The sequence below is a fragment of the Paraburkholderia nodosa DSM 21604 genome (genome assembly GCF_000519185.1).
Taxonomy (GTDB): Bacteria; Pseudomonadota; Gammaproteobacteria; order Burkholderiales; family Burkholderiaceae; genus Paraburkholderia; species Paraburkholderia nodosa.
The window spans coordinates 12,491-32,300 of the sequence record NZ_JAFA01000002.1; the positions used below are offsets into that span (position 1 = coordinate 12,491).

The window sequence follows — 19,810 nt, forward strand, 5'->3', positions numbered from 1 at the left end:
TTCAGACGTTCGCCCGGATGTGGGCACATATCCGATATATGGGGCTTTGAGGCACTGCGCCTTGCGCGTCTGCCCACTCGAAGCACCCGTCTTTTTGGCCTCATGTGCCTCACATGATAACGCCATTAGTATACTCTGCTAGCCACATGCATCTTTCGATGTAATATTATGCGCAAGACTGATCCGGCGTGCCGGGCTCGGTCCATGCCCCTCGTCCAATCCGAGCGCACTGGAGACAATCCGGATGGCAAGCGTGTCTGGCGTGCATTTCGTCCTGCTGGTCGTGGCTGCCTGGCTCGCAGTCGGCGCGCTGGGCCTTGGGGTGCTGCATCGCACGCGACTTGTCGCACACGGTCTGTTTCCGCTTGGCGCACTGGCTGGGTTGCTGCTGGGCGTGGCAGGACTTGCCGGCATCTTCGCTGAACCGTCCCCCCTCGTGCTGCCGGTCGGCCTGCCCGGTCTTCCGTTTCATCTGCGCCTCGACCGGCTGTCTGGCTATTTCCTTTTCGTGCTCGGTGTCGTCACCGCAGGCATCGGCGCCTTCTCTGCAGGCTATTTCCGCAAAGGCGAAGGGACGGCGCCTGGGCTGATCTGTTTCGAATATCACGTGTGTGTCGCAAGCATCGCGCTTGTGCTCGTCGCAGACGACGCCTACGCGTTCATGGTTGCCTGGGAAACGCTGACGCTGTCTGCCACGTTCCTGGTGATGACCAACCACCGGATCGGGGAAATCCGTCGCGCCGCCTACCTGTATTTCCTGATTTCGCACGTCGGCGCGCTCGCACTGCTCCTTTGCTTCGGCATTCTGCAGGCTCGTACCGGCGACTACACCTTCGCCAACATGCGGGCTCAGTCGCCCGACACATTCTGGGCATCGCTCGCGTTCCTGTTCGCCCTGATCGGATTCGGCGCCAAGGCCGGCGTGTTCCCGCTGCATGTCTGGCTGCCCGAGGCCCATCCGGCGGCGCCGTCGCCCGTGTCGGCGCTCCTGAGTGGATTCGTGCTGAAAGTCGGCCTGTACGGCATGCTGCGCACCGTGTTCGACCTGCTGCACGTGCAGATCGCGTGGTGGGGTGTGCTGCTGCTTGTGCTCGGCGTCGGCACCACGCTGCTTGGCGTGGTGTTCAGCACGATCCAGGTCGACATGAAGCGCCTGCTCGCGTATTCGTCGATCGACAACGTTGGCCTGATGATTGCCGCGCTCGGACTCGCGGTGCTGTTTCGTGCCTGCGGCATGCCGCTTCTGTCGGCCCTGGCGCTGACCGCGATGCTCTACCAGATCGCCGCACACGCGTGTTTCAAGAGCCTTCTGTTCCTGGGTACGGGTGCTGTGCTGCATGCTACCGGGGAGCGCAACCTTGGCAGGCTGGGCGGCCTGATCCGCTTCATGCCGTGGACCGCGTGGGCCGTGCTCGCCGGCGTCGCAGCCAGCGCAGGCCTGCCGCCGCTGAGCGGTTTCGTCGCGGAGTGGCTCCTGCTGCAGAGTTTCCTGTTCGCGCCGGGCTTGCCCAATTCCGTGCTCGCCATGACGGTGCCGATCGTGGCCGCGCTGGTCGCGATGTCGGCAGCGCTCGCCGGCTACACGATGGTCAAGTTCTTTGGCATCGTGTTCCTCGGGCAGCCGAGGGAAGCGAAACTGGCCCGCGCGCGCGACGCGAACGCATGGGAACGGCTCGCGTTCTGCTGGTTCGCGGTGGTCAGCGTGCTGCTCGGGCTGATGCCCGTTCAGTTCGTCAAGGTACTGGACCCGGTCACGCGTACGCTGGTTGGGAGCGGCGTCGCTGCGAACAACCAGGGCTGGCTGCTGTTCGCTCCGGTGTCGACCGCCCGGGCAAGTTACATGCCCGCCGTGTTCATGCTTTTCTTCATTGCCTGTTGCGCTCTCGCCTGGGTCCTGGTACGGCGCTTCTACCACGGCCGGCTGCGGCGCGCGCCACCCTGGAGCTGCGGCTTTCCGTTCACGACAGCACGCATGCAGGACACGGCCGAAGGCTTCGGGCAACCAATCCGGGAGATTTTCGCGCCGCTCCTACGCGTCGAGCGGCAATTGCCGTCGCCCTACGACGCGCAACCGGTCTACCGCGTATCCGTCACCGACCGTACGTGGTCCCTGATCTACGACCGTATCGCGGCAATCACGCAACGGGCAGCACAATGGGCCGGCCGGCTGCAGACAGGCAGGATCGCCGTGTACCTGACCTACAGTTTCGCCGTACTGATCCTGCTCCTGATGCTGGTGAGAAGATGGTAAGCGTATCCGGCGTGATCTCGCAGGCCCTCGAGATTGTCGTGGCGCTTGCCGGCGCCCCCCTGCTCACGGGCTGGATCAACGAGTGCCGTGCATGGCTGCAGAACCGGCGTGCACCATCCATCTGGCAGCCATACCGGATGCTCCATAAGCTGTTCAACAAGGAATCGGTTGTCGCGTACAACGCAAGTCCCGTGTTCCGTGGTGCACCTTACGTCGTCTGGGCCGCGATGACGCTTGCGTGTGCGATCGTACCCACGCTGTCGACTGAACTGCCGCTGTCGCCTGCAGCGGACGCGATCGCGCTCGTCGGCCTGTTTGCGCTCGCGCGCGTTGCGTTGTCGCTCGCTGCGATGGACACCGGCACCGCCTTCGGCACGCTCGGCGCCCGCCGCGAGATGCTGATCGGCTTCCTCGCAGAGCCCGCGCTGCTCATGGTCCTGTTCTCTGCCTCGCTGATCACGCAGTCGACACTGCTCACAAGCATCGTCGCGACGCTCGGCCGGGGCGAGCTCACCATCTATCCGAGCCTGGCTTTCGCGGGTATTGCGTTCACGCTGGTGTCACTCGCCGAAAACGCTCGCTTGCCCGTCGACAACCCAGCCACCCACCTCGAACTGACGATGATCCACGAGGCGCTGATCCTCGAATATTCAGGACGGCACCTCGCGCTGATGGAATGGGCCGCGAGCCTCAAGCTGTTCGCGTACTCGTGCATTGGCCTGGCGTTGTTCGTACCGTGGGGCATCGCCGGGGCAGGCAACCCGTTTGCACTCCTGCTCGCGTTGCCCGCGCTCTTCATCAAGCTGATGGTAGGCGGTGCAGCGCTTGCCGCAGTCGAAACCACCAACGCGAAAATGCGCATTTTCCGCGTTCCCGAGTTTCTCGCCACCGCTTTCCTGCTCGCGGTCATCGGTATGCTCGTGCATATTCTGCTGGGGGCATGAATGCACGGTTACGCGACGCAACTCATCAACTTCCTCGCAGCCGTTCTGCTCGCGTTATCGTTCGCGATGCTGAGCCAGCGCCGCATCCTCTCGCTGATTCACCTCTATACGCTGCAGGGTGTCGCGCTCGTGCTGGCAAACCTGATCCTCGGATTTGTGACGGGCGATCCAAACCTGTACGTGTCCGCCGGCCTCACGCTCGTGCTGAAGGTCGGCGTGATTCCGTGGATCCTGTACCGGCTCGTTCGCAGGCTCGACGTCCGGGCCGATGTCGAACCGCTCATCAACATTCCGACGACGATGCTGATTGGCATCGTGCTGGTCATCATTGCGTTCAACGTCGCCTCGCCAATCAGCCAGCTCGCGACCTCGGTCGCGCACGGCACCCTCGGCATCGCGCTCGCGTGCGTGCTGCTGTCATTCATGGCGATGATCACGCGCGCGAAGGCAATTCCCCAGGTGATCGGCTTCCTGTCGATGGAGAACGGGCTGTTCTTCGCCGCAACGGCCGCGACCAACGGCATGCCGATGATCGTGGAACTCGGCATCGGGCTGGACGTGCTGGTTGGGCTCCTGATTCTGGGCGTGTTCATGTTCCAGATCCGGGAGCAGTTCGACAGCCTGGACATCCATCACATCGAGAAACTCAGGGATGAGTGACGCCCACGTCCTGCTCGCCGTATTAGGCATTCCGCTCGTGGCCGCCGCCCGCCTGGCGCTCACGCGAGCGAGCCGTGTCGCGCGTCATCTGAACGTCGCCTTCAGCTTCGCGACGTTTGCAGCCACGCTCGTACTCGCCGCGCGCACCGTCGAGCACGGCCCGTCGTTTGCGTTCGGACGGGCATTTTTTGTCGATCCGCTCAACGTGTACCTCGTCGCGCTGACCGCATTCGTCGGCTGGACGACGTCACTGTTCTCGCGGCCGTACATGCAGGTCGAAGAGGCGCGCGGCCGGATGACGGCAACGCGCATGCGGCTCTATCACAGCATGTACCAGCTTTTCATCTTCGCCATGCTGCTTGCGCTGCTGACCAATAATCTCGGCGTGCTGTGGATCGCGATGGAAGCCGCCACACTCGCAACCGTGCTGCTCGTCAGCGTCTATCGCACCGCCGCGAGCCTCGAGGCTGCCTGGAAATATTTCATCCTGTGCGGCGTCGGCATCGCGCAGGCATTGTTCGGCACGATCCTGCTTTACCTCGCTGCGAGCCGACAGCTGACCGATGGTGATGCGCTGCTCTGGACGAGCCTGGCCGCCGCCAGGACGCACCTTGACCCGAACATCGTATCGATCGCCTTCGTGTTCCTGCTCGTGGGCTACGGCACCAAGGTCGGACTGGTACCGATGCATAGCTGGTTACCGGACGCACACGCCGAAGGCCCGACGCCGATTTCGGCCGTGCTTTCGGGGCTGCTGCTGAACGTCGCGCTTTACGCTGTACTGCGCTGCAAGGTGCTTGCCGACGGCGCACTGGGCAATGGTCTGCCTGGGCGGTTGCTGGTCGGGTTCGGGCTCGTGTCGGTGCTGGTTGCCTCGTTCTCGCTGTTCCGCCAGAAAGACGTCAAGCGGCTGTTCTCCTGGTCCTCGATCGAGCACATGGGGCTGATGACCTTTGCGTTCGGACTTGGTGGTCCGATCGCGACGTTTGCCGGGCTCCTTCACATGACCGTCCATTCGCTCGTCAAGTCGGCCATCTTCTTCACCGTGGGTCACGCGGCGCAAAAGGCAGGCACGCAGGCGATCGATGGGATTCGCGGGCTGCTGCAGGTCAGCCCGACCGTCGGCTGGGGGATGATGCTCGGCGCGCTTGCGATTCTCGGCCTGCCGCCGTTCGGCGTGTTCGCAAGCGAGTTCCTGATCCTGACGACTGCCATGAACACGATACCCTGGACGGCCCCCCTGCTCCTGCTCGGCCTCGCCGTCGCATTTGCGGCAATCTTCGCGCGCGTGCAGCGGATGGTGTTTGGTGGCACGACAACGGCAAAACCGCTCGAGCATCGCCCCGCACTGCTACCGGTATTCGTTCATCTGGGCCTCGGGCTGATGCTCGGTCTTTACGTGCCGCCTTACCTGGCAACGTGGTATCGCCAGGCCGCGACGATGCTGGGAGGCTGAAGCATGCGACTCGACTCGTTACCGCTCAGCGCGGCGACCCACCTCAAGTGCAGTCCCGGTCAAGTGCCGGCAAGGATTGCGGACGTCGAGGAAGCGGGCTGGCTTGAGATCGCGCGCGCCGCGCAATCCAGTCGGAGCCGGCTCATTGCGATGTGGGGTAGCGAAGCGCCCGAAGGAATTTTTTCGGTGAACGCCGCGTACGAATGTGAAGACGGGATACTGTGGCTACGTCTCACGACGGAGCGTAGTCCGCAACCCGACGGGAGCTTCCCTGATCTTGCCGCCATTTTTCCGTACGCGGCGCGCATGCAGCGCGCAATCTTCGATCTCACCGGCCTGCGGGCTCGCGCGGCACAGGACAACCGCCCGTGGCTCAATCACGGCAACTGGCCCGGTGACTATTTCCCTTTGCAAAAACAGGCAACCGGCATCGAAAGGTTCGAGTCGAGCGAGGCCGACTACCCCTTCGTGCAGGTCACCGGAGACGGCGTGCACGAAATCGCGGTCGGGCCGATCCACGCCGGCACCATCGAGCCCGGACATTTCCGGTTCTCGGTCGTGGGGGAAAAGGTGCTGCGCCTCGAGGAGCGTCTCGGCTACGTTCACCGGGGCGTCGAACGGTTGTTCGAACGAACCCCGGCCTCAGGTGGCCACCGGGTCGCGGCACGGATTGCGGGCGACTCGACAGTTGCGTTTTCATGGGCGTACTGCATGGCGCTTGAGCAGGCGTGCGGTGTCACGGTGTCGAACCGCGCGCTGTATGTACGCGGCCTCCTGCTGGAAAGGGAGCGGGTTGCCAATCATCTGGGCGACCTGGGTGCGCTCGGCAACGATGCGGGGTTTGCCTTCGGACTCGCCCAGTTCTCACGGCTCAAGGAGGACTGGATCCGGATGAACGCTCACGCTTTCGGGCATCGCTATCTGATGGACCGGATCGCGCCAGGGGGCGTCGTAGTCGACATTCGCCCCGAGACTGCGACGGCACTGGCCAGGCAGTGTGACCGTATCGAGCGTGAAGTCCACGTCTTGCGCAAGATCTACGAAGACCAGTCAGGATTGCAGGACCGCTTTGCCGGCGCGGGCCGGTTGACTGCCGAAGTTGCCAGGCATTTCGGCGTGCGCGGCATGGCGGCCCGCGCCAGCGGCCACACATTTGATGTGCGCGCGGACTTGCAACCCGCTCCGTATGACGATTTGGCCGTCAAGGTTGCAAGCGACACGCGGGGCGATGTCGCGGCGCGCGTTGCCGTGCGATTCACCGAAATCGACGAGTCCCTGCGTCTGATGCGTGCGCTGCTGGCCGAGCTTCCGGCTGGACCGGTTGCCATCGACTTGAAGCCGGCAACGACACCTTCGCGAGGAACAGGCTGGGTGGAAGGATGGCGCGGCGACGTGTTCGTCGCGCTCGAGCTGGACGCAGACGATGTGGTTTTGCGCTGCCATTGCCACGACCCGTCCTGGCAAGCCTGGCCGGCACTCGAGCACGCGATCATCGGCAACATCGTTGCTGACTTCCCGCTGATCAACAAGTCGTTCAACCTGAATTACGCGGGGCACGATCTCTGATGTGGCAACTTATCCGGCAATTCGCGCGCTCCGGCTTTCCGGACGAACCAGCGCCGACAGTGGAAGACGCATGGCGACACGAGGAGCGAGAGATTCGCGGCGAAATACTCGATCTGCTCGGGCGCGCGCTGTGCATCCGGCAGATCGATGCGGGCTCCTGCAATGGCTGCGAGCTGGAGATCCACGCGCTGAACAACCCCTACTACAACATCGAAGGTCTGGGCATCCGGTTCGTCGCGAGCCCGCGCCATGCAGACCTGCTGCTCGTGACCGGGCCCGTGACGCTGAACATGAAGACGGCAGTGCTCGCAGCCTATGAGGCTACGCCAGCTCCAAAGCTCGTTGTTGCGGCGGGTGAATGCGCGTGTACGGGCGGCATTTTTGCCGGGAGCTATGCAGTGTGTGGCCCCGTTTCGTCGATCCTGCCGGTCGATGTGGCAATCCCTGGATGTCCCCCGCCGCCCATCGATCTGCTGCAGGGCATCCTGACGGCCTGCCGGTCCGCTATCGAGAGATGAAATTCAGTAGGGAGACGTCGTCCACGCGCTTACGCCCCGCGCGATGTCTCGATCCACTGGGACCTTATCATGCGAGACGACAACTCTGGTGACGAGCGCGAGACTCTCGCGCTCGTGCGCCTGGCGTGGCCTCAACTCGTCACCATGTTCGGCTTCCTGTTTGCCGTCCTGCTTCGGTACCCGATGTGGTTTGTTGCGCTATCCGTTCTTGCTGTAACGATCTCGATCTCACACGTCGCTATCAATATCGCAAGGAATCCGGCCAGACCGTTCGATTTTAAAGTGATCGACGGGCTCGTCGTTGGTCTTGGCTGGGCGGCCAGTCTGCTCTCGATGCACTGGCTGCACATCGAGCAGACGCAGCGTCTTAAGCCAGGTGCGCTTCTTGGCCAGGCGATCCAGACCATTCCGTTTTCCACTCCTCAACTGGCGTGGGATTCCGCTGTAGCGCAATGGCTGTTCTGTTTCGCCGCGTTGATTGCGATGCTCACCTGGGCGTATAGCGGGCGATACCTCGACTGACTCCCGAAAGACCGCAGCAAGGGCTGATCCGGCTGACGCTCCGCATCCTTGACGCAACCGGGGCCATGACACGAGAGAGTTTTAATGTGCGCGGCAAAGCTTCGTCGCGCGGCGCTCGGTGTCAATGCGGCCCAGGGGCCGCGCGTGTGGCCTTAGACTGGCCCGCAAACACGGACACCTATCCTCTTTCCGCATATCCGCCAGGCTTGGCAAGAACGACGCGGCGGATGCTGCTGCAGTCTGCGAAGCAGTGACGCGACCAGGCATGCGTTTCGTGCCGGTGAAGGACGAACATCAGCAGGCAGCGCTTTGCCTGCATCGGACACGGCAAGATTTCATAGAAGAAGGGACAATGACCTGCAATCGGTTGCGATGCCCGCTGTCGGAATTCCGTGTGGTGTTGCCGTAGAACTCGGAGAAGTTACACGGGTACGCACCAGCGCTTTACCCTCCACTTCATCGTTGCGCGAGATCGAGCGGTCCCCGCTTTCGTGGAGCGTGAATCCTGTGCGTCGTGCAGCCGGCAGAACCTGGACCTGTCCGCACCTGAAGCGAAGCGTGCCGGCGTAACGCCGCGCCCCGCAATCAGCGCCGGTCATCACGAAAGAGGTCGTCGACAATCCTGTGTGCAGCATCCGAGCCGCCCGCAAGCGCTTCAGCCTCGGTGCAGAATGGGCGCCCGCCTGCTTCCCCGAAACGTAACGGAGAAAACACCGCTATGGCGTTGTCCGCCTGGAATATCCTGACGATCGCGACGTACCCCGGCCCCGCCTGCGCAAGCCTGTTCGTCCCGAGACAGGAATCAGGTTCAACGCAGACCTCGAGCCTGAACCCCTCGTATTGGTATGTGCGCGTCATGGTTGGCCTCCTATTTGTCCTGAAGGCATGCCCGCACACCCCGCATGGCTTCCAGGCGCGCGCAGACCGCCGCGAATTCGCTGGCTGTTACGCGCGATAGCGCAATCTGCACGTCGTCGAGATCGGCATCGTCCTCGGACTGCTGCACGATGAACTGCTTGACCCGTACGCTACCCGTACCCAGCGCACGATGAACCGTATCGAGCGAGACGCTGCCGCGTTCGACCAGGAGCTGGATGCTGCGCTGCTGGCGCACGGAGATAAAGCGCCGCTCCAGCGGCTTCACGCCTGCCAGGATGAGCAGCATGATGACGGTGGCACCGATCGCTGCGGTGTACATGCCACCTCCCACTGCCAGTCCGACGCCCGCCACTGACCAGAGGCTGGCTGCCGTCGTCAGGCCACGCACCACTTCGCCACGCAGGAGGATCGATCCCGCGCCGAGAAAGCCGATCCCCGACACGACCTGGGCTGCAACACGGGATGGATCAAGCACGACGTTCTTCTCGCCCAGCACATCGGCAAAGCCGAATGCCGACACGAGCATCATGAGCGCGGCACCAACACAGACGAGCATATGGGTACGCAGTCCAGCCGCCCAGTTCAGTCTCTCCCGCTCGAAGCCGATCACACTGCCGAGCAGGGCAGCGATCAGCAGCCGCGACAGGATTTCGAGGTTTCCAATCATTTCCCGTTCCCGATAGTAATTTCATCAGCCGGCAGGACGTGCATGCACAATTGTGACATTTTTGTGACGTTCGTGACGTCCACGGACAAGCCAGTCGTCGCCAGGCTCGCCTGTGCGCTGGCCGCTTTCACGCCGGGCAGCAATGGCGCCAGGATGGAACACGTCAACGGCGTATCGCGCAGGCGCGACATCATCACGCGACATGAGCTGCGGCTTGCGCCCGACGGTGGCAGTTCCGTTCGCAGCACGCGTGGCCTGGTGGCACGGCGCAGATAGCGCGCTGCCCGATGAAAGACCCTGAGACAGGGCGTCCCCTGCGCTGACGCTGCGGACCGGGCTTTCGCGCTTCGCGTCGAGCCGCGTGACGCGTCTCGCCCCTGCGGGCTTCAATCCCTGACGCACACACCTGAAGCCTCAACACCCTCGTCACACCCCGGTCAGGTGGAGGCCGCACACGGCCTCCACGATCGCGCTCGCCGCGCGGCGGCTCATCCCGGTCAAACCCGGCGCTTCGCATCCGCCACTCTCCTGGGTTCCCGCCCGACACCCGCGACCGTAGCCGGTGGCAGCCAGACATCAAGGGGCGAGGGACCGTGTTGCCCGCACCCCTCCCTCGCCTATTTCCTTGACATCTGGCTGCCACCGGCTCCTTCAGTCGCACGGGCGCGAACTCAGGAGACTGGCGGCAGCACAGCCGGCACCGGGTTCCACCGGGACGAGCCCAACCCCTACGGGACGGGCGGAATCTTGGAGCCCGGTCAGCGCAAACACCCATCAACCTCCTTGCTGTGGAGAGTGTCATGCAACTCGCTTCCTCCTTCCGTTACGGCTCCCCGATGCTGCGTTCCGACTCGCCCCTCCCGGACGACCAGATCCGCCGTGTCGCCCCTTCGATCTTTGCGGACGGCAAGCACGAAAGCCGCTCGGAACGCTACACCTACATTCCGACCATCGACGTGCTGCGCGGCCTGCGCAACGAAGGCTTCCAGCCCTTCATGGTCTGCCAGACACGCGTCCGTCATGACGACCGTCGCGAATTTACGAAGCACATGATCCGCATGCGGCACGCCGACGAAATCACCGGCGAAGAAGCCAACGAGATCATCCTGCTCAACTCGCACGACGGCACGAGCAGCTACCAGATGCTCGCCGGTGCCTACCGCTTCGTTTGCCAGAATGGCATGGTCGCCGGGGACACCGTGCGCGATATCCGCGTGCCGCACAAGGGCAACATCGTCCAGAACGTCATCAACGGTGCATTCGACGTGCTCGATGGCTTCGACCTCATCGGCGAGCAGAAGGACGGCATGAAGGCCGTCACGCTCGAGCGTGACGAACAGCACGCGTTTGCGCGCTCCGCGCTCGCGCTGCGCTACGACCCGACCGACGCAGACACGCCCGTCCCCATCACTGAAAACAGCCTGCTCGCCCCGCGCCGCTTCGAGGATCGCCGTGACGACCTCTGGACGGTATTTCAGCGGGTTCAGGAAAACCTCACCAAAGGCGGGCTGCACGGTCGCTCGCGCAGTGGACGCTCCATGTCCACCCGTCCCATCACCGGCATCGACCAGAACGTGAAACTCAACCGCGCGCTGTGGATGCTCGCTGACGCCATGCGCCAGATGAAGGCGTAGCCACCACCCGGCGGCATCCGCTGCCGCCCCTCCATTCCTTTGATCAGGACTCCTTTCCGGGTCAAGTCCTGACCAGCCCTCTAGTACCGACCCGGAGCCTTCTTCTACCTTTTGGAGTCAGTCATGCAAGCCCAGGTTGAAACCACCGTGGTCAACAACGAAACGGCCTCCCCGCTCGAAACCAGTTTCGGCGACGAGCAGCCGGTTGTCACCGTGCCGTATTCCAGTCTTCGCCCGTCGCCCCTCAATGTCCGCACGAAGCCCCTGTCCGGCATCGAGGGTCTCGCCGCCAGCATCCGCGCCAAGGGTCTGCTGCAAAACCTTGTCGTCCACACCATGAAGGGCTCGCGCAACAAGCGGCAGACCTACGGCGTATGCGGAGGCCGTCGACGCGAAGCCGCGCTCGACCTGCTGTTCGGGCAGAAGCACATCGCCGCCGACTACCCGGTGCCGGTGCGCATCGTCAGCGAAGGCGAAGCCCTCGCGATTTCGCTCATCGAGAACAGCGAACGCGAAGGACTCGACCCGTTCGACGTCCTGCGCGCATACCGCATGCTGGCCGGGGAAGGGCGAAGCGTCGATTACATCGCGGCGCTTTTCTCGGCCTCGCCGCTCACCGTCAAACGGCGCATGAAGCTCGCCAACGTATCGCCCAGACTGCTCACGCTGCTGCGTGAGGATGCGATCACCCTCGACCAGCTTGCCGCCCTCGCCCTCGCGGACGACCATGAAACGCAGGAGCATATCTGGTTCGACGCGAACGACTGGCAGCGCCAGCCCAACTACCTGCGGCAGGCCATCACCCGCGCCGAGATCGACGCGAGTCGCAGCCGTCTCGTGCGCTTCGTCGGCCTCGCAGCCTATGAAGCGGCTGGCGGCTACGTGAGGCGCGACCTGTTCAGCGACGACGGGAACGCCGGTTATATCGCCGACGCCGAACTGTTGCAGCGCCTCGTCGCGCAAAAGCTCGACGCCGCCGCTCAGGAAGTGCACGCGGAAGGCTGGGGCTGGATCGAAACGCGCGTCGAGCGCGATTTTCTGGAACTGAACCGCTACGGGAGGCTTCGCCCGGTGCAACGTCCCTGTACGGAAGACGAGCAGCGGGAAATGGACGTCCTCACCGCGCAGCAGGACGAACTCGCTGAGAAGTTCGAGGCGCTGTCGGAGGACGATGAAGACGCCTGGGAAGAAGCCGACCGGCTCAACGACGAAATCGAACGCGTCAACGCCGCACTCATCGCCCTCGAAAGCCGCAGCGTGATATGGGAGGCGCAACAGATGGCCGAGGCGGGCGCATTCGTCATCGTCGGCCAGCAGGGCGAACTCGTCATCGAGCGCGGCCTCGTGCGCCGCGAGAACGCCAGCACGCTCGAAGCGGCGGGCGCACAGGTCGCCGGCACGCCCGATGCCGAAGCCGACGAGGCAGTTACCGCCATGGCACCGAAAATCCGGCCCGTTCACAACGCGAAGCTCTGCCAGCGCCTCACCGCGCACCGTACCGCAGCCGTGCACGCCGAACTCGTCGCGCAGCCGTCTGTGGCGCTCGCAGCCCTGCTGCATCAACTGGTGCCGAAGGCGTTTCCCGATCACTTCGGGCACACGTCTGCGCGCGACTTCCTCGCGCTCACCGGCACGAACAACCAGGACAACCTGCTGCGCGCCGCCGACGATCTGCCCGCCAGCCCCGCGTGGAACGCCATCGAGGCGCAGCGCGCGCGCTGGATCGCGGAACTCCCCGCAAAACGGGCCGACCTGCTGCCGTGGCTGATCCAGCAGGACCCCGGCACAACGCTGCTCGACCTGCTCGCGTTCTGCACCGGCACGCTGCTCGACGGCATCGCGAGCGAAGAAAAGCCGCACACGATCAACGCCCTCGCGGGCGCGCTGAGCCTCGACATGACCCGGTACTGGACGCCGACGCGCGCCACGTATTTCGATCATGTGAGCAAGGCACGCATCGCGGAAGTCGTGTCCGCAGCCGTCTCGCCCAAAGCCGCCGCCGATCTCGAAAAGATGAAGAAAGCGGACGCGGCAGCCGCCGCCGAGCTTCGGCTCGCGAAGGCGGCCTGGCTCCCGGAAATCATCACCGATCGTGCGACCCCGGTCACCCCGTCATGGGAAAGCCGCAACAACAACGATAACGACGAGGATGAAGACCAAGGCGGTTGTGACCACGACAGCGCGGACACCGGGAACGGTGCGGATGAAACGCTGGACGACGAGCACGCCGACGCGGAACCGGATGCCGGGAACGGCACCGGACTCGTCAACGGCACGCCCACCGGCGAAAAAACCGCGCCCGTCGCCAGTCGCCCGCTCACGCCGTGGCCCTTTCCCACTGCCGACAACATGAACGGTGCGCAATCCGGCCCGCTCGCGGCTTAACCCCATCCCTCGCCCCGGCAACGGGGCGAGGCACGCGGCAGACCCGCATTGCTACGTATTACCGTGTATTGCTGCCGTCTGCTTGCCTGAAGCGGAGAAATCACCATGACCGACCAGATCCGCATGGCCGTACTCGCCACCAATACCGAAGGTGCGCCCGACCTCTACCTGACGTTTTTCGACCTGCAGTACAACGAAGGCCAGCACCACGGCATGCACTGGCCCGTGCCGGAGATGAAGGCTACCGGGCACCGATGATCGCCTTCGGCCCGAACGACGCAGCTTCGCTGCATGCTCCGCGACGCCGTCGCGTTCATGGACGGTGACACCGGCGAGGTATGACCCATCCGGCTAGACGGCGCACCGTCTGCCCGCACCCTATGACTGCCCGCCCACCATCCGGCCAGCCCACCAGCACTCGCCGCCACCAATATCGCGATCAGCCCACACGCGACCAGCCCATAGCATGCCCGCATGAGCCGCCGCATGACGACCCGTTCGAATGACGCGAGTGCCCCGTCAATCCGCTTCTGCTGTTCACGTGCAGCCACCGCCATCGCACCCACGAGCCGGTTTCCGGCGACGAGCGCAATCCGGTTCGTCGCGCGACGCGTGAGTCTGGTCAATGCCTCGTCACCCAGTGCGGCAAGCGCGGCGCGATAGCGCGCTTCGTGCTCGGCTGTCATCTCTTGCGCCAGTGTGATCGTTTCCTTGCACCGTGCGAGCGCCTCACGATGCTGCACCATGAGTGCCTCGGTCGCCGCGTACGCTTCGGCCCGCGCCGCATCCACCCCGCCCGCCCCCGCCTGCCGGATGCGCTCCGGTATGGCTTCATACAGCCGCGTGTAGTATTCGAGCACGGCCAGCACCGACCACAGCGCATCGTTGTCGCGCAGGTTCAGCGCCGCCGACACGCGGCGCATGCGCAGCAGGCTCGCGTCGTCCGGTGGTCCACCACTGACTTCGAGAAAAAGCCGCGCGAGCGGATCAGGCGGCCCCGTGCGCCGCGAACGACGCTCACGCATCGCCTGTCACCCGCGCGAACATCGCGTCGTAGCACGACCGCCAGCGCAACAACTCCGCGCGCTGCCCGATGGGGAGCGTCTCAACCGCCTTGCGCACCGACAGCCGCTGGCTGCGCAGGTCATCGGCAACGCGGTCGGCCAGTTCGGGAAAATCCAGTGACTTGCCTTTCGCCTCGATACTTTTGCGCAGTTTCGAATCCTGATACAGCACGAAGCGCTCAGGTGTGCCGTAGTAGCCATTACGCACGACATGCACCGTCGCCTCGGGGAACGTCTCGCTGAACTGTCGCAACAGTTCGAGACTGTCGCGCTGCCGGTTGATGACCCAGAATACGACGAGCCGCCGTCCGAGTTCATCGAGCGTACTGCTCAGGGTCGCTCCGTATCGTGTGACGCCATCCTGATTGCGCGCCGCCGTGCTGACCACCACGACCGCATCGCGGTGCACGTCACAGTAGTTCACGAAATCGATCCATCCCCCGGCCTTGTCCAGATCGAACGAAGCGCAATCGAGTTCCTCGTGGACCGCGCGCATCACGTCCGGGTTCGACGTATCGTTTTCCACCAGCACGGTATTCACGCCCCGCCGCTGCAGGTAGTCCACCAGCGCGAGCGCGACCACACTCTTGCCGACACCGCCCTTGCCACCGCCAACGAGATAGATAGGATTGACTGTCGTGTTCATGGCGGCTCCCTACAGATCGTCGGAATCGGGCCGGATTGCGAATCCGAGCGTGCCCTGCACCGGCATGAGTTGTCTGGTTACGGTCTTTCCCCCGTCCTTGCGGACCTGATTCGTGTGTGACGGATCGCCTGGCGCGCGCGGCGATGACGCACTACCTGTGCCCGTCGCGCGCGCGCCCGATGACGCGCGAGTGCTGCCACTTCCGGCACCGCTGCCCTTTCCGGCTGCGCGCAGCGCATAGCGGATCGTGCCCGCCGTGATCTCGATTCCCTGCGACTTCGCCTGCTCCGCGATCTGCTCCAGCGTATAGCCCTTCGCCTGTGCCGCGCGCACACGTGCGCGTATCTCCTTCATCGCCTCGCGCACCGGGACACTGCGCCCGGCATCCGGTTTCTCAGGCAACGCATCGAGCGCGCTCGCAAACGCCTCCCATTGCGACTTCGTATAACCCTTTGCGACAGGCATGCTCACCCTCCCGCGCACGCCGTGACACACGGCCCTGTCGTTATCGTGCGCAGCGCGAGCGCACGCGTCAAGCGCGTCTTTCGCAGAGGAAACGCACACGGGAAGCGATGGGAACGCACGGGAACACGCGAGAACAACGCACTTTTTTGCGCACGTCGCACGCATGCAACAGCCACATGTTCAGGCACGACCGATCGCACCGGATGCGTGCAATGTTCGCGCTTCATGCGCTGCGACAACGCACAGCCATTTACCTTCAGTACACCGCGCCTTGGCTCCGGCAAGGCAAGTTTGAGGCATCAGGTGACGCGACCGGTGGCACCCGGGCAACGCAGCAGGTGCGCATCCCGGTTCGCACCCGCTCACGCCAGCTGTAGGCACCCGGCTGCATGTATCCAGCTCACTGTATGTAGATGTGAACTGTCCTGTTTGCGACACGGGAACACGCACGAGATCGCTCGATTCATCCGCACCGGGTTCGCAGTTTTCAGGACAGGGCAAGCACACTGCGGTATGCAGGTTCGACGCACGATGAAGGACACCAGATCGCACACCATCGCGCACAGGGTTGCGCGACCTTTACGTACTCGCGTACGCACCGCGCTGACGCTGAACGAGCGACCTCTACGCAAACAGTTCGCACGCGGTTCGCACCTGATCGTGCAGGGCCTGAACACGCGGCTTACGCGGGAATGGCGACCTCTGCGCAAAACGTTTACGCCGGGCGACAAAAAACACACAGAAAACACGGTACTGCAGGATAGGCTGGTGCCGGTTTGGGGCGCCTTGTACATCACGCTGGTACTCGGAGCAGGATGGTACTAGCCTTGCGCTTCTCAGCAAGTACTCTCACGTAGACCGGGATCTCATTGCGAATTTCAGCAAGTATAGCCGGGCGGTTCTACTTGAATGCAGGCGAGATAATCGTCGAAATGAGTTGCGCGACTGCGAGATGCGTTGCCTCCGGGATACCCGATCTCCCGTTTAGTCAACGGCACCCATCGAATCGGATGCCCCCAAGCCGCCATCCCGACGCATCGCTGGTCGCCTTCCGCCGCTCTGCGACCGGCTCAGGGCCGATGTGGTTCGCTCCGCCTTCAGTGCAGCGGATTTGCACCGCTCACCCCGCAGATCGCGCGACAGACTCAGAATTTATGACCGGCGGTGCAATTCATATGGGGGCATTCGCCCGCGGCTCGCTTACATTGGCGCCCAACCTACAAAAAGCTTGATGTCTGGAGACAGTTCATGCCCGTTGTCGACGATACGTTCGCGCGTGACCGGGTCCGACGATGATCATCCATTCGAGGCACATTTTGAATGGCCAGCCATGGCGGGCCGGATTGAAATGGGTGGGTTATCCGAACTAGCCTTTAAGGAACACCGTAATGGGTCTTTCCATAAAATCGCGCCTCGCAGTGACGACGGGTTTGTTATCCGTACTGCTGCTAATTGTCGGGATCGTTGGCATAGCCGGCATGACCTACAGTGACGACGGCAATCTCGATACGTACACAAACAAACTGCCAAGCGCCATTTTGATTAGCGAAGCCGAACTCAGCCTGCAGCGTGAGCGTACGGCACTTCTGCGTGGCGCCAGCGACATTTCTTCGGATGACAACATCCAGCAAACCGTCGCGCACGAGAAGAACTTTCGCGCAATGGCCCACAAGGCGCTCAACGGATACATAAAGCTGCCGCACTCGGCAGGCGAAGCTGAACTCGCGCGCGAGTTAATGGCTCAGCGCACGACGATGGACAACAGCCTCGACGAATTCGCACAAGCGCTGCTCGCGAAGGACAGTGCTCGCATCATGCGGTCCGCGCTCGAAAACAACACGTTGTACGGCAAATATCACAGCAGCAGCGTCAAATTACGCGCATTGCAGGTAAAAGAAGCGCAGGAGCAGTTCGAGACTGAGCAGCACTGGTATGCCGTGTTGCGCCTCGTCGCCTTCGCCTCGCTGGTGTTGGGCTTGGCGACTGCTGTCGGCAGCTTTTTGAGTCTGCGCCGCGCCGTCGCACAGCCGCTGAGCGAAGCGCTTGCGCACTTCGAGCAGATCGCGCAGGGCAATCTAACATGCCCGGTTTCGCTCAAATCGCATGACGAGATGGGCCGGTTGCTGCGTGGCATAGCGGACATGCAGGAGCGTCTGCGTCAGACGGTTCGCGATTTGCACCACGCCAGCGAGGCCATAGCGTTAGCCAGCGGCGAAGCGGCTGCGGGCAACCAGGATCTCTCGGCGCGCACCGAAGAACAAGCGGCCTCGTTGGAGGAAACGGCGGCGAGCCTGGAAGAGTTGACCTCGACCGTCAAGCACAATAGTGACAGCGCGCACGACGCAAGACAAATGGCGTCCACGGCACGCGACGTGACTCTGGCCGGAAGCCGCCTGGTTGCGGAAGTTGTCGAGACCATGAACGGCATTAGCGATAGCGCGATCAAGATTGCCGAAATCACCAGCATGATTGAAGGCATTGCATTCCAAACCAATATCCTTGCCTTGAACGCCGCAGTTGAGGCTGCTCGTGCCGGCGAAAACGGCCGCGGATTCGCCGTGGTGGCCTCGGAAGTCCGCTCGCTGGCACAGCGCTCGAGCACGGCGGCAAAGGAGATCAAGGACCTGATTGGCACTTCTGTCGAGCGTGTGCGAATGGGTAGCGAACTCGTTGTCCGTAACGGTAGTGCGATGGACCAGATCAGCCTGTCCATCCAGCGCGTGTATGACATTGTCGGTGAAATCGCCAACGCTTCGGAGGAGCAGAGTCGCGGCATCGAGCAAGTGAATCAGGCGATCTCGCAAATGGACGGCGTTACCCAGCAGAATGCCGCGTTGGTCGAGCAAGCCGCGGCGGCGGCCATGTCGCTGGAAGATCAGTCGAGCAAGCTGCGCAAGATTGTGTAAGGCTTTACGACAGACCACGCGACATCCTGATGCTGAGCGCCTTATTGGGAGCCCTTCAAGGACGCCACATAGCGCGCTACTTCCCGAACGTCGTCTGCATTTAGAGGCGTAGGAAACAATCTGGGCATGATGGCCGATCGCGCCCGAATGTGCGTTTCGATATCCGCTGTTTGGTCACGGCTGGAAATGCGGGTCGCGCGCATGCACCCTTCCGCGCCCAAGGGCCTGCGCCTCGCGGCACTTTCGAACTACGTGTCCGAAGGCATGGACGCGCACGTCGCCCGCACCTGGGAAGCCACGCTCACGCGCCTCTCGCGAGCGGACATCCAGGTTGCCTTGCTGCACCTGCCGTCGCTGGAGGCGCTGCCCGCCATCAAACGCATCGGCTTCTCGCCGATCGGGGCCTACACGGCGCACCGTAGCCGGCTCCAAGCACATGCTCAGCACCACTACCCGCGCGTGCTCGCGCGCATCCGCCTGGGCGAAACGGCGAGCGCAGCGGCAATGTCACAGGCGCGCGCTGCGCTCGCGAGCTTCGATGCCTTCCTCATTGCGACCGTGCCCATGGCCGCCCGACATCGCAGCGCTCGAAGCCGACCTGGCGCACTTCGCGGAAACGAACGCGCTCGTGTTGCGCAATCCCTCGGTGATGAATTTCCTCGACGGATGCGCGGTATCGCTGCCGTGCGCGCCGCGCGGCAAGGCGCCGGTAGGCTTGAGCGTGGCGGGGCTCGCCGAGAGCGACGCGCACGTGCCGAGCGTTGCCGCCGCGCTTGAAAGCGTATTGCAGAACGCGAACGCCGCCTGATGCACGGCGGCGCCCGCCCCGATCGGCTAAGATACGGCTCCACAAACGCCATTTATCGAACCAACGGAGTGTTTTCAGTGATTCAGGCAATTCAACCGGGCGCCGTCTTCAAGGACAATCTCGCACTGCTGCCGGGCATCGACGGCATCGAGCGCATCGATCTCGTGGACGCTCAGGGCAACGTGGCCGCGAGCATCGAGAACAAGCCCGGCAAGCAGGGCTCGCTCGCGGTCTACCACTATCTGCGCGAAGCCTTCGGCACGCTCGACACCAACGCGGCCGAGCATGGCCTCGCCGTGTTCGCCGAGCACACCGCCGACGCGCGCAACCGCCCGGGCGCGCACCCGAACGTCGATCGCCTGCTGGAAATCGCGGCAGGCGGCCCGACGCTGCGCATCGACGTGATCGCCGCAGCCTGAGCGTTGGCTTCGCGGGCGTG

17 protein-coding genes and 1 pseudogene are annotated in these 19,810 nt (G+C 63.4%); 13 read left to right on the plus strand and 5 right to left on the minus strand.

Annotated elements, in window-relative coordinates; genetic code table 11:
• Window positions 1-244 precede the first annotated feature (244 nt).
• The 8 genes and pseudogenes from hyfB to A3CW_RS50730 form a co-directional block, all read left to right on the plus strand.
• Complete coding sequence (gene hyfB, locus A3CW_RS0102605; protein ID WP_028202176.1) at window positions 245-2,251, plus strand: hydrogenase 4 subunit B; 2,007 nt, start codon at window positions 245-247, stop codon at window positions 2,249-2,251.
• Window positions 2,245-3,195: a respiratory chain complex I subunit 1 family protein gene (locus tag A3CW_RS0102610; RefSeq protein WP_028202177.1), complete on the plus strand. Its 951-nt coding sequence runs from the start codon at window positions 2,245-2,247 to the stop codon at window positions 3,193-3,195. Before hyfB ends, A3CW_RS0102610 begins: the two co-directional genes overlap by 7 nt.
• Window positions 3,196-3,855, plus strand: a complete 660-nt coding sequence (locus A3CW_RS0102615) for a formate hydrogenlyase (RefSeq protein WP_028202178.1) — start codon at window positions 3,196-3,198, stop codon at window positions 3,853-3,855.
• A complete protein-coding gene (locus A3CW_RS0102620; protein WP_028202179.1) occupies window positions 3,848-5,311 on the plus strand; it encodes a hydrogenase 4 subunit F in 1,464 nt (487 codons plus the stop codon). Before A3CW_RS0102615 ends, A3CW_RS0102620 begins: the two co-directional genes overlap by 8 nt.
• A 3-nt stretch (window positions 5,312-5,314) precedes the next feature.
• Window positions 5,315-6,877: a hydrogenase large subunit gene (locus A3CW_RS0102625; RefSeq protein ID WP_028202180.1), complete on the plus strand. Its 1,563-nt coding sequence runs from the start codon at window positions 5,315-5,317 to the stop codon at window positions 6,875-6,877.
• Complete coding sequence (locus tag A3CW_RS0102630) at window positions 6,877-7,395, plus strand: NADH-quinone oxidoreductase subunit B family protein (RefSeq protein WP_028202181.1); 519 nt, start codon at window positions 6,877-6,879, stop codon at window positions 7,393-7,395. Before A3CW_RS0102625 ends, A3CW_RS0102630 begins: the two co-directional genes overlap by 1 nt.
• A gap of 69 nt (window positions 7,396-7,464) precedes the next feature.
• Complete coding sequence (locus A3CW_RS0102635; RefSeq protein WP_028202182.1) at window positions 7,465-7,917, plus strand: hypothetical protein; 453 nt, start codon at window positions 7,465-7,467, stop codon at window positions 7,915-7,917.
• A gap of 196 nt (window positions 7,918-8,113) precedes the next feature.
• Window positions 8,114-8,323, plus strand: a pseudogene (locus A3CW_RS50730) (IS110 family transposase); the annotation flags it as partial.
• 179 nt (window positions 8,324-8,502) lie between these two features.
• Here the strand turns inward: A3CW_RS50730 and A3CW_RS0102640 are convergent.
• Window positions 8,503-8,775 carry a hypothetical protein gene (locus A3CW_RS0102640; RefSeq protein ID WP_028202183.1) on the minus strand — a complete coding sequence of 91 codons (273 nt, stop codon included), beginning with the start codon at window positions 8,773-8,775 and terminating at the stop codon, window positions 8,503-8,505.
• A 10-nt stretch (window positions 8,776-8,785) separates the two neighbouring features.
• Complete coding sequence (locus tag A3CW_RS0102645; RefSeq protein ID WP_028202184.1) at window positions 8,786-9,463, minus strand: MgtC/SapB family protein; 678 nt, start codon at window positions 9,461-9,463, stop codon at window positions 8,786-8,788.
• Between the two features lie 800 nt (window positions 9,464-10,263).
• Between A3CW_RS0102645 and A3CW_RS0102655 the strand changes: the two genes are divergently transcribed.
• Together A3CW_RS0102655 and A3CW_RS44975 are read left to right on the plus strand one after the other, a co-directional pair.
• Window positions 10,264-11,097 carry a DUF932 domain-containing protein gene (locus tag A3CW_RS0102655; RefSeq protein WP_028202186.1) on the plus strand — a complete coding sequence of 278 codons (834 nt, stop codon included), beginning with the start codon at window positions 10,264-10,266 and terminating at the stop codon, window positions 11,095-11,097.
• A 123-nt stretch (window positions 11,098-11,220) separates the two neighbouring features.
• Window positions 11,221-13,482, plus strand: a complete 2,262-nt coding sequence (locus A3CW_RS44975; RefSeq protein ID WP_035512233.1) for a ParB/RepB/Spo0J family partition protein — start codon at window positions 11,221-11,223, stop codon at window positions 13,480-13,482.
• Between the two features lie 164 nt (window positions 13,483-13,646).
• On the opposite strand, the gene A3CW_RS44980 is transcribed toward A3CW_RS44975, so the two are convergent.
• From A3CW_RS44980 to A3CW_RS0102675, 3 genes are read right to left on the minus strand one after another with little or no spacing between them, the layout of a single operon-like run.
• The gene (locus A3CW_RS44980) at window positions 13,647-14,507 is read right to left on the minus strand and encodes a hypothetical protein (RefSeq protein WP_407669687.1); all 861 of its coding nucleotides are present in this window, start codon (window positions 14,505-14,507) and stop codon (window positions 13,647-13,649) included.
• Window positions 14,500-15,192: a nucleotide-binding protein gene (locus tag A3CW_RS0102670; protein WP_028202187.1), complete on the minus strand. Its 693-nt coding sequence runs from the start codon at window positions 15,190-15,192 to the stop codon at window positions 14,500-14,502. The genes A3CW_RS44980 and A3CW_RS0102670 overlap by 8 nt, the downstream gene beginning before the upstream one ends.
• A 9-nt stretch (window positions 15,193-15,201) precedes the next feature.
• Entirely contained in the window at window positions 15,202-15,657 is a 456-nt protein-coding gene (locus tag A3CW_RS0102675) for a hypothetical protein (protein ID WP_028202188.1), read from the minus strand.
• Window positions 15,658-17,045: 1,388 nt separating this feature from the next.
• Here A3CW_RS0102675 and A3CW_RS54235 point away from each other — a divergent pair.
• From A3CW_RS54235 to A3CW_RS0102690, 3 genes are all read left to right on the plus strand, one after another.
• Window positions 17,046-18,563, plus strand: a complete 1,518-nt coding sequence (locus tag A3CW_RS54235; protein WP_081771498.1) for a methyl-accepting chemotaxis protein — start codon at window positions 17,046-17,048, stop codon at window positions 18,561-18,563.
• 126 nt (window positions 18,564-18,689) lie between these two features.
• Window positions 18,690-19,340 carry an amidase gene (locus tag A3CW_RS53595; protein ID WP_211254029.1) on the plus strand — a complete coding sequence of 217 codons (651 nt, stop codon included), beginning with the start codon at window positions 18,690-18,692 and terminating at the stop codon, window positions 19,338-19,340.
• Between the two features lie 111 nt (window positions 19,341-19,451).
• Window positions 19,452-19,790, plus strand: coding sequence for a DUF2322 family protein (locus A3CW_RS0102690; RefSeq protein WP_245623531.1), 339 nt, complete (start codon window positions 19,452-19,454; stop codon window positions 19,788-19,790).
• The last annotated feature ends 20 nt before the right edge of the window (window positions 19,791-19,810 follow it).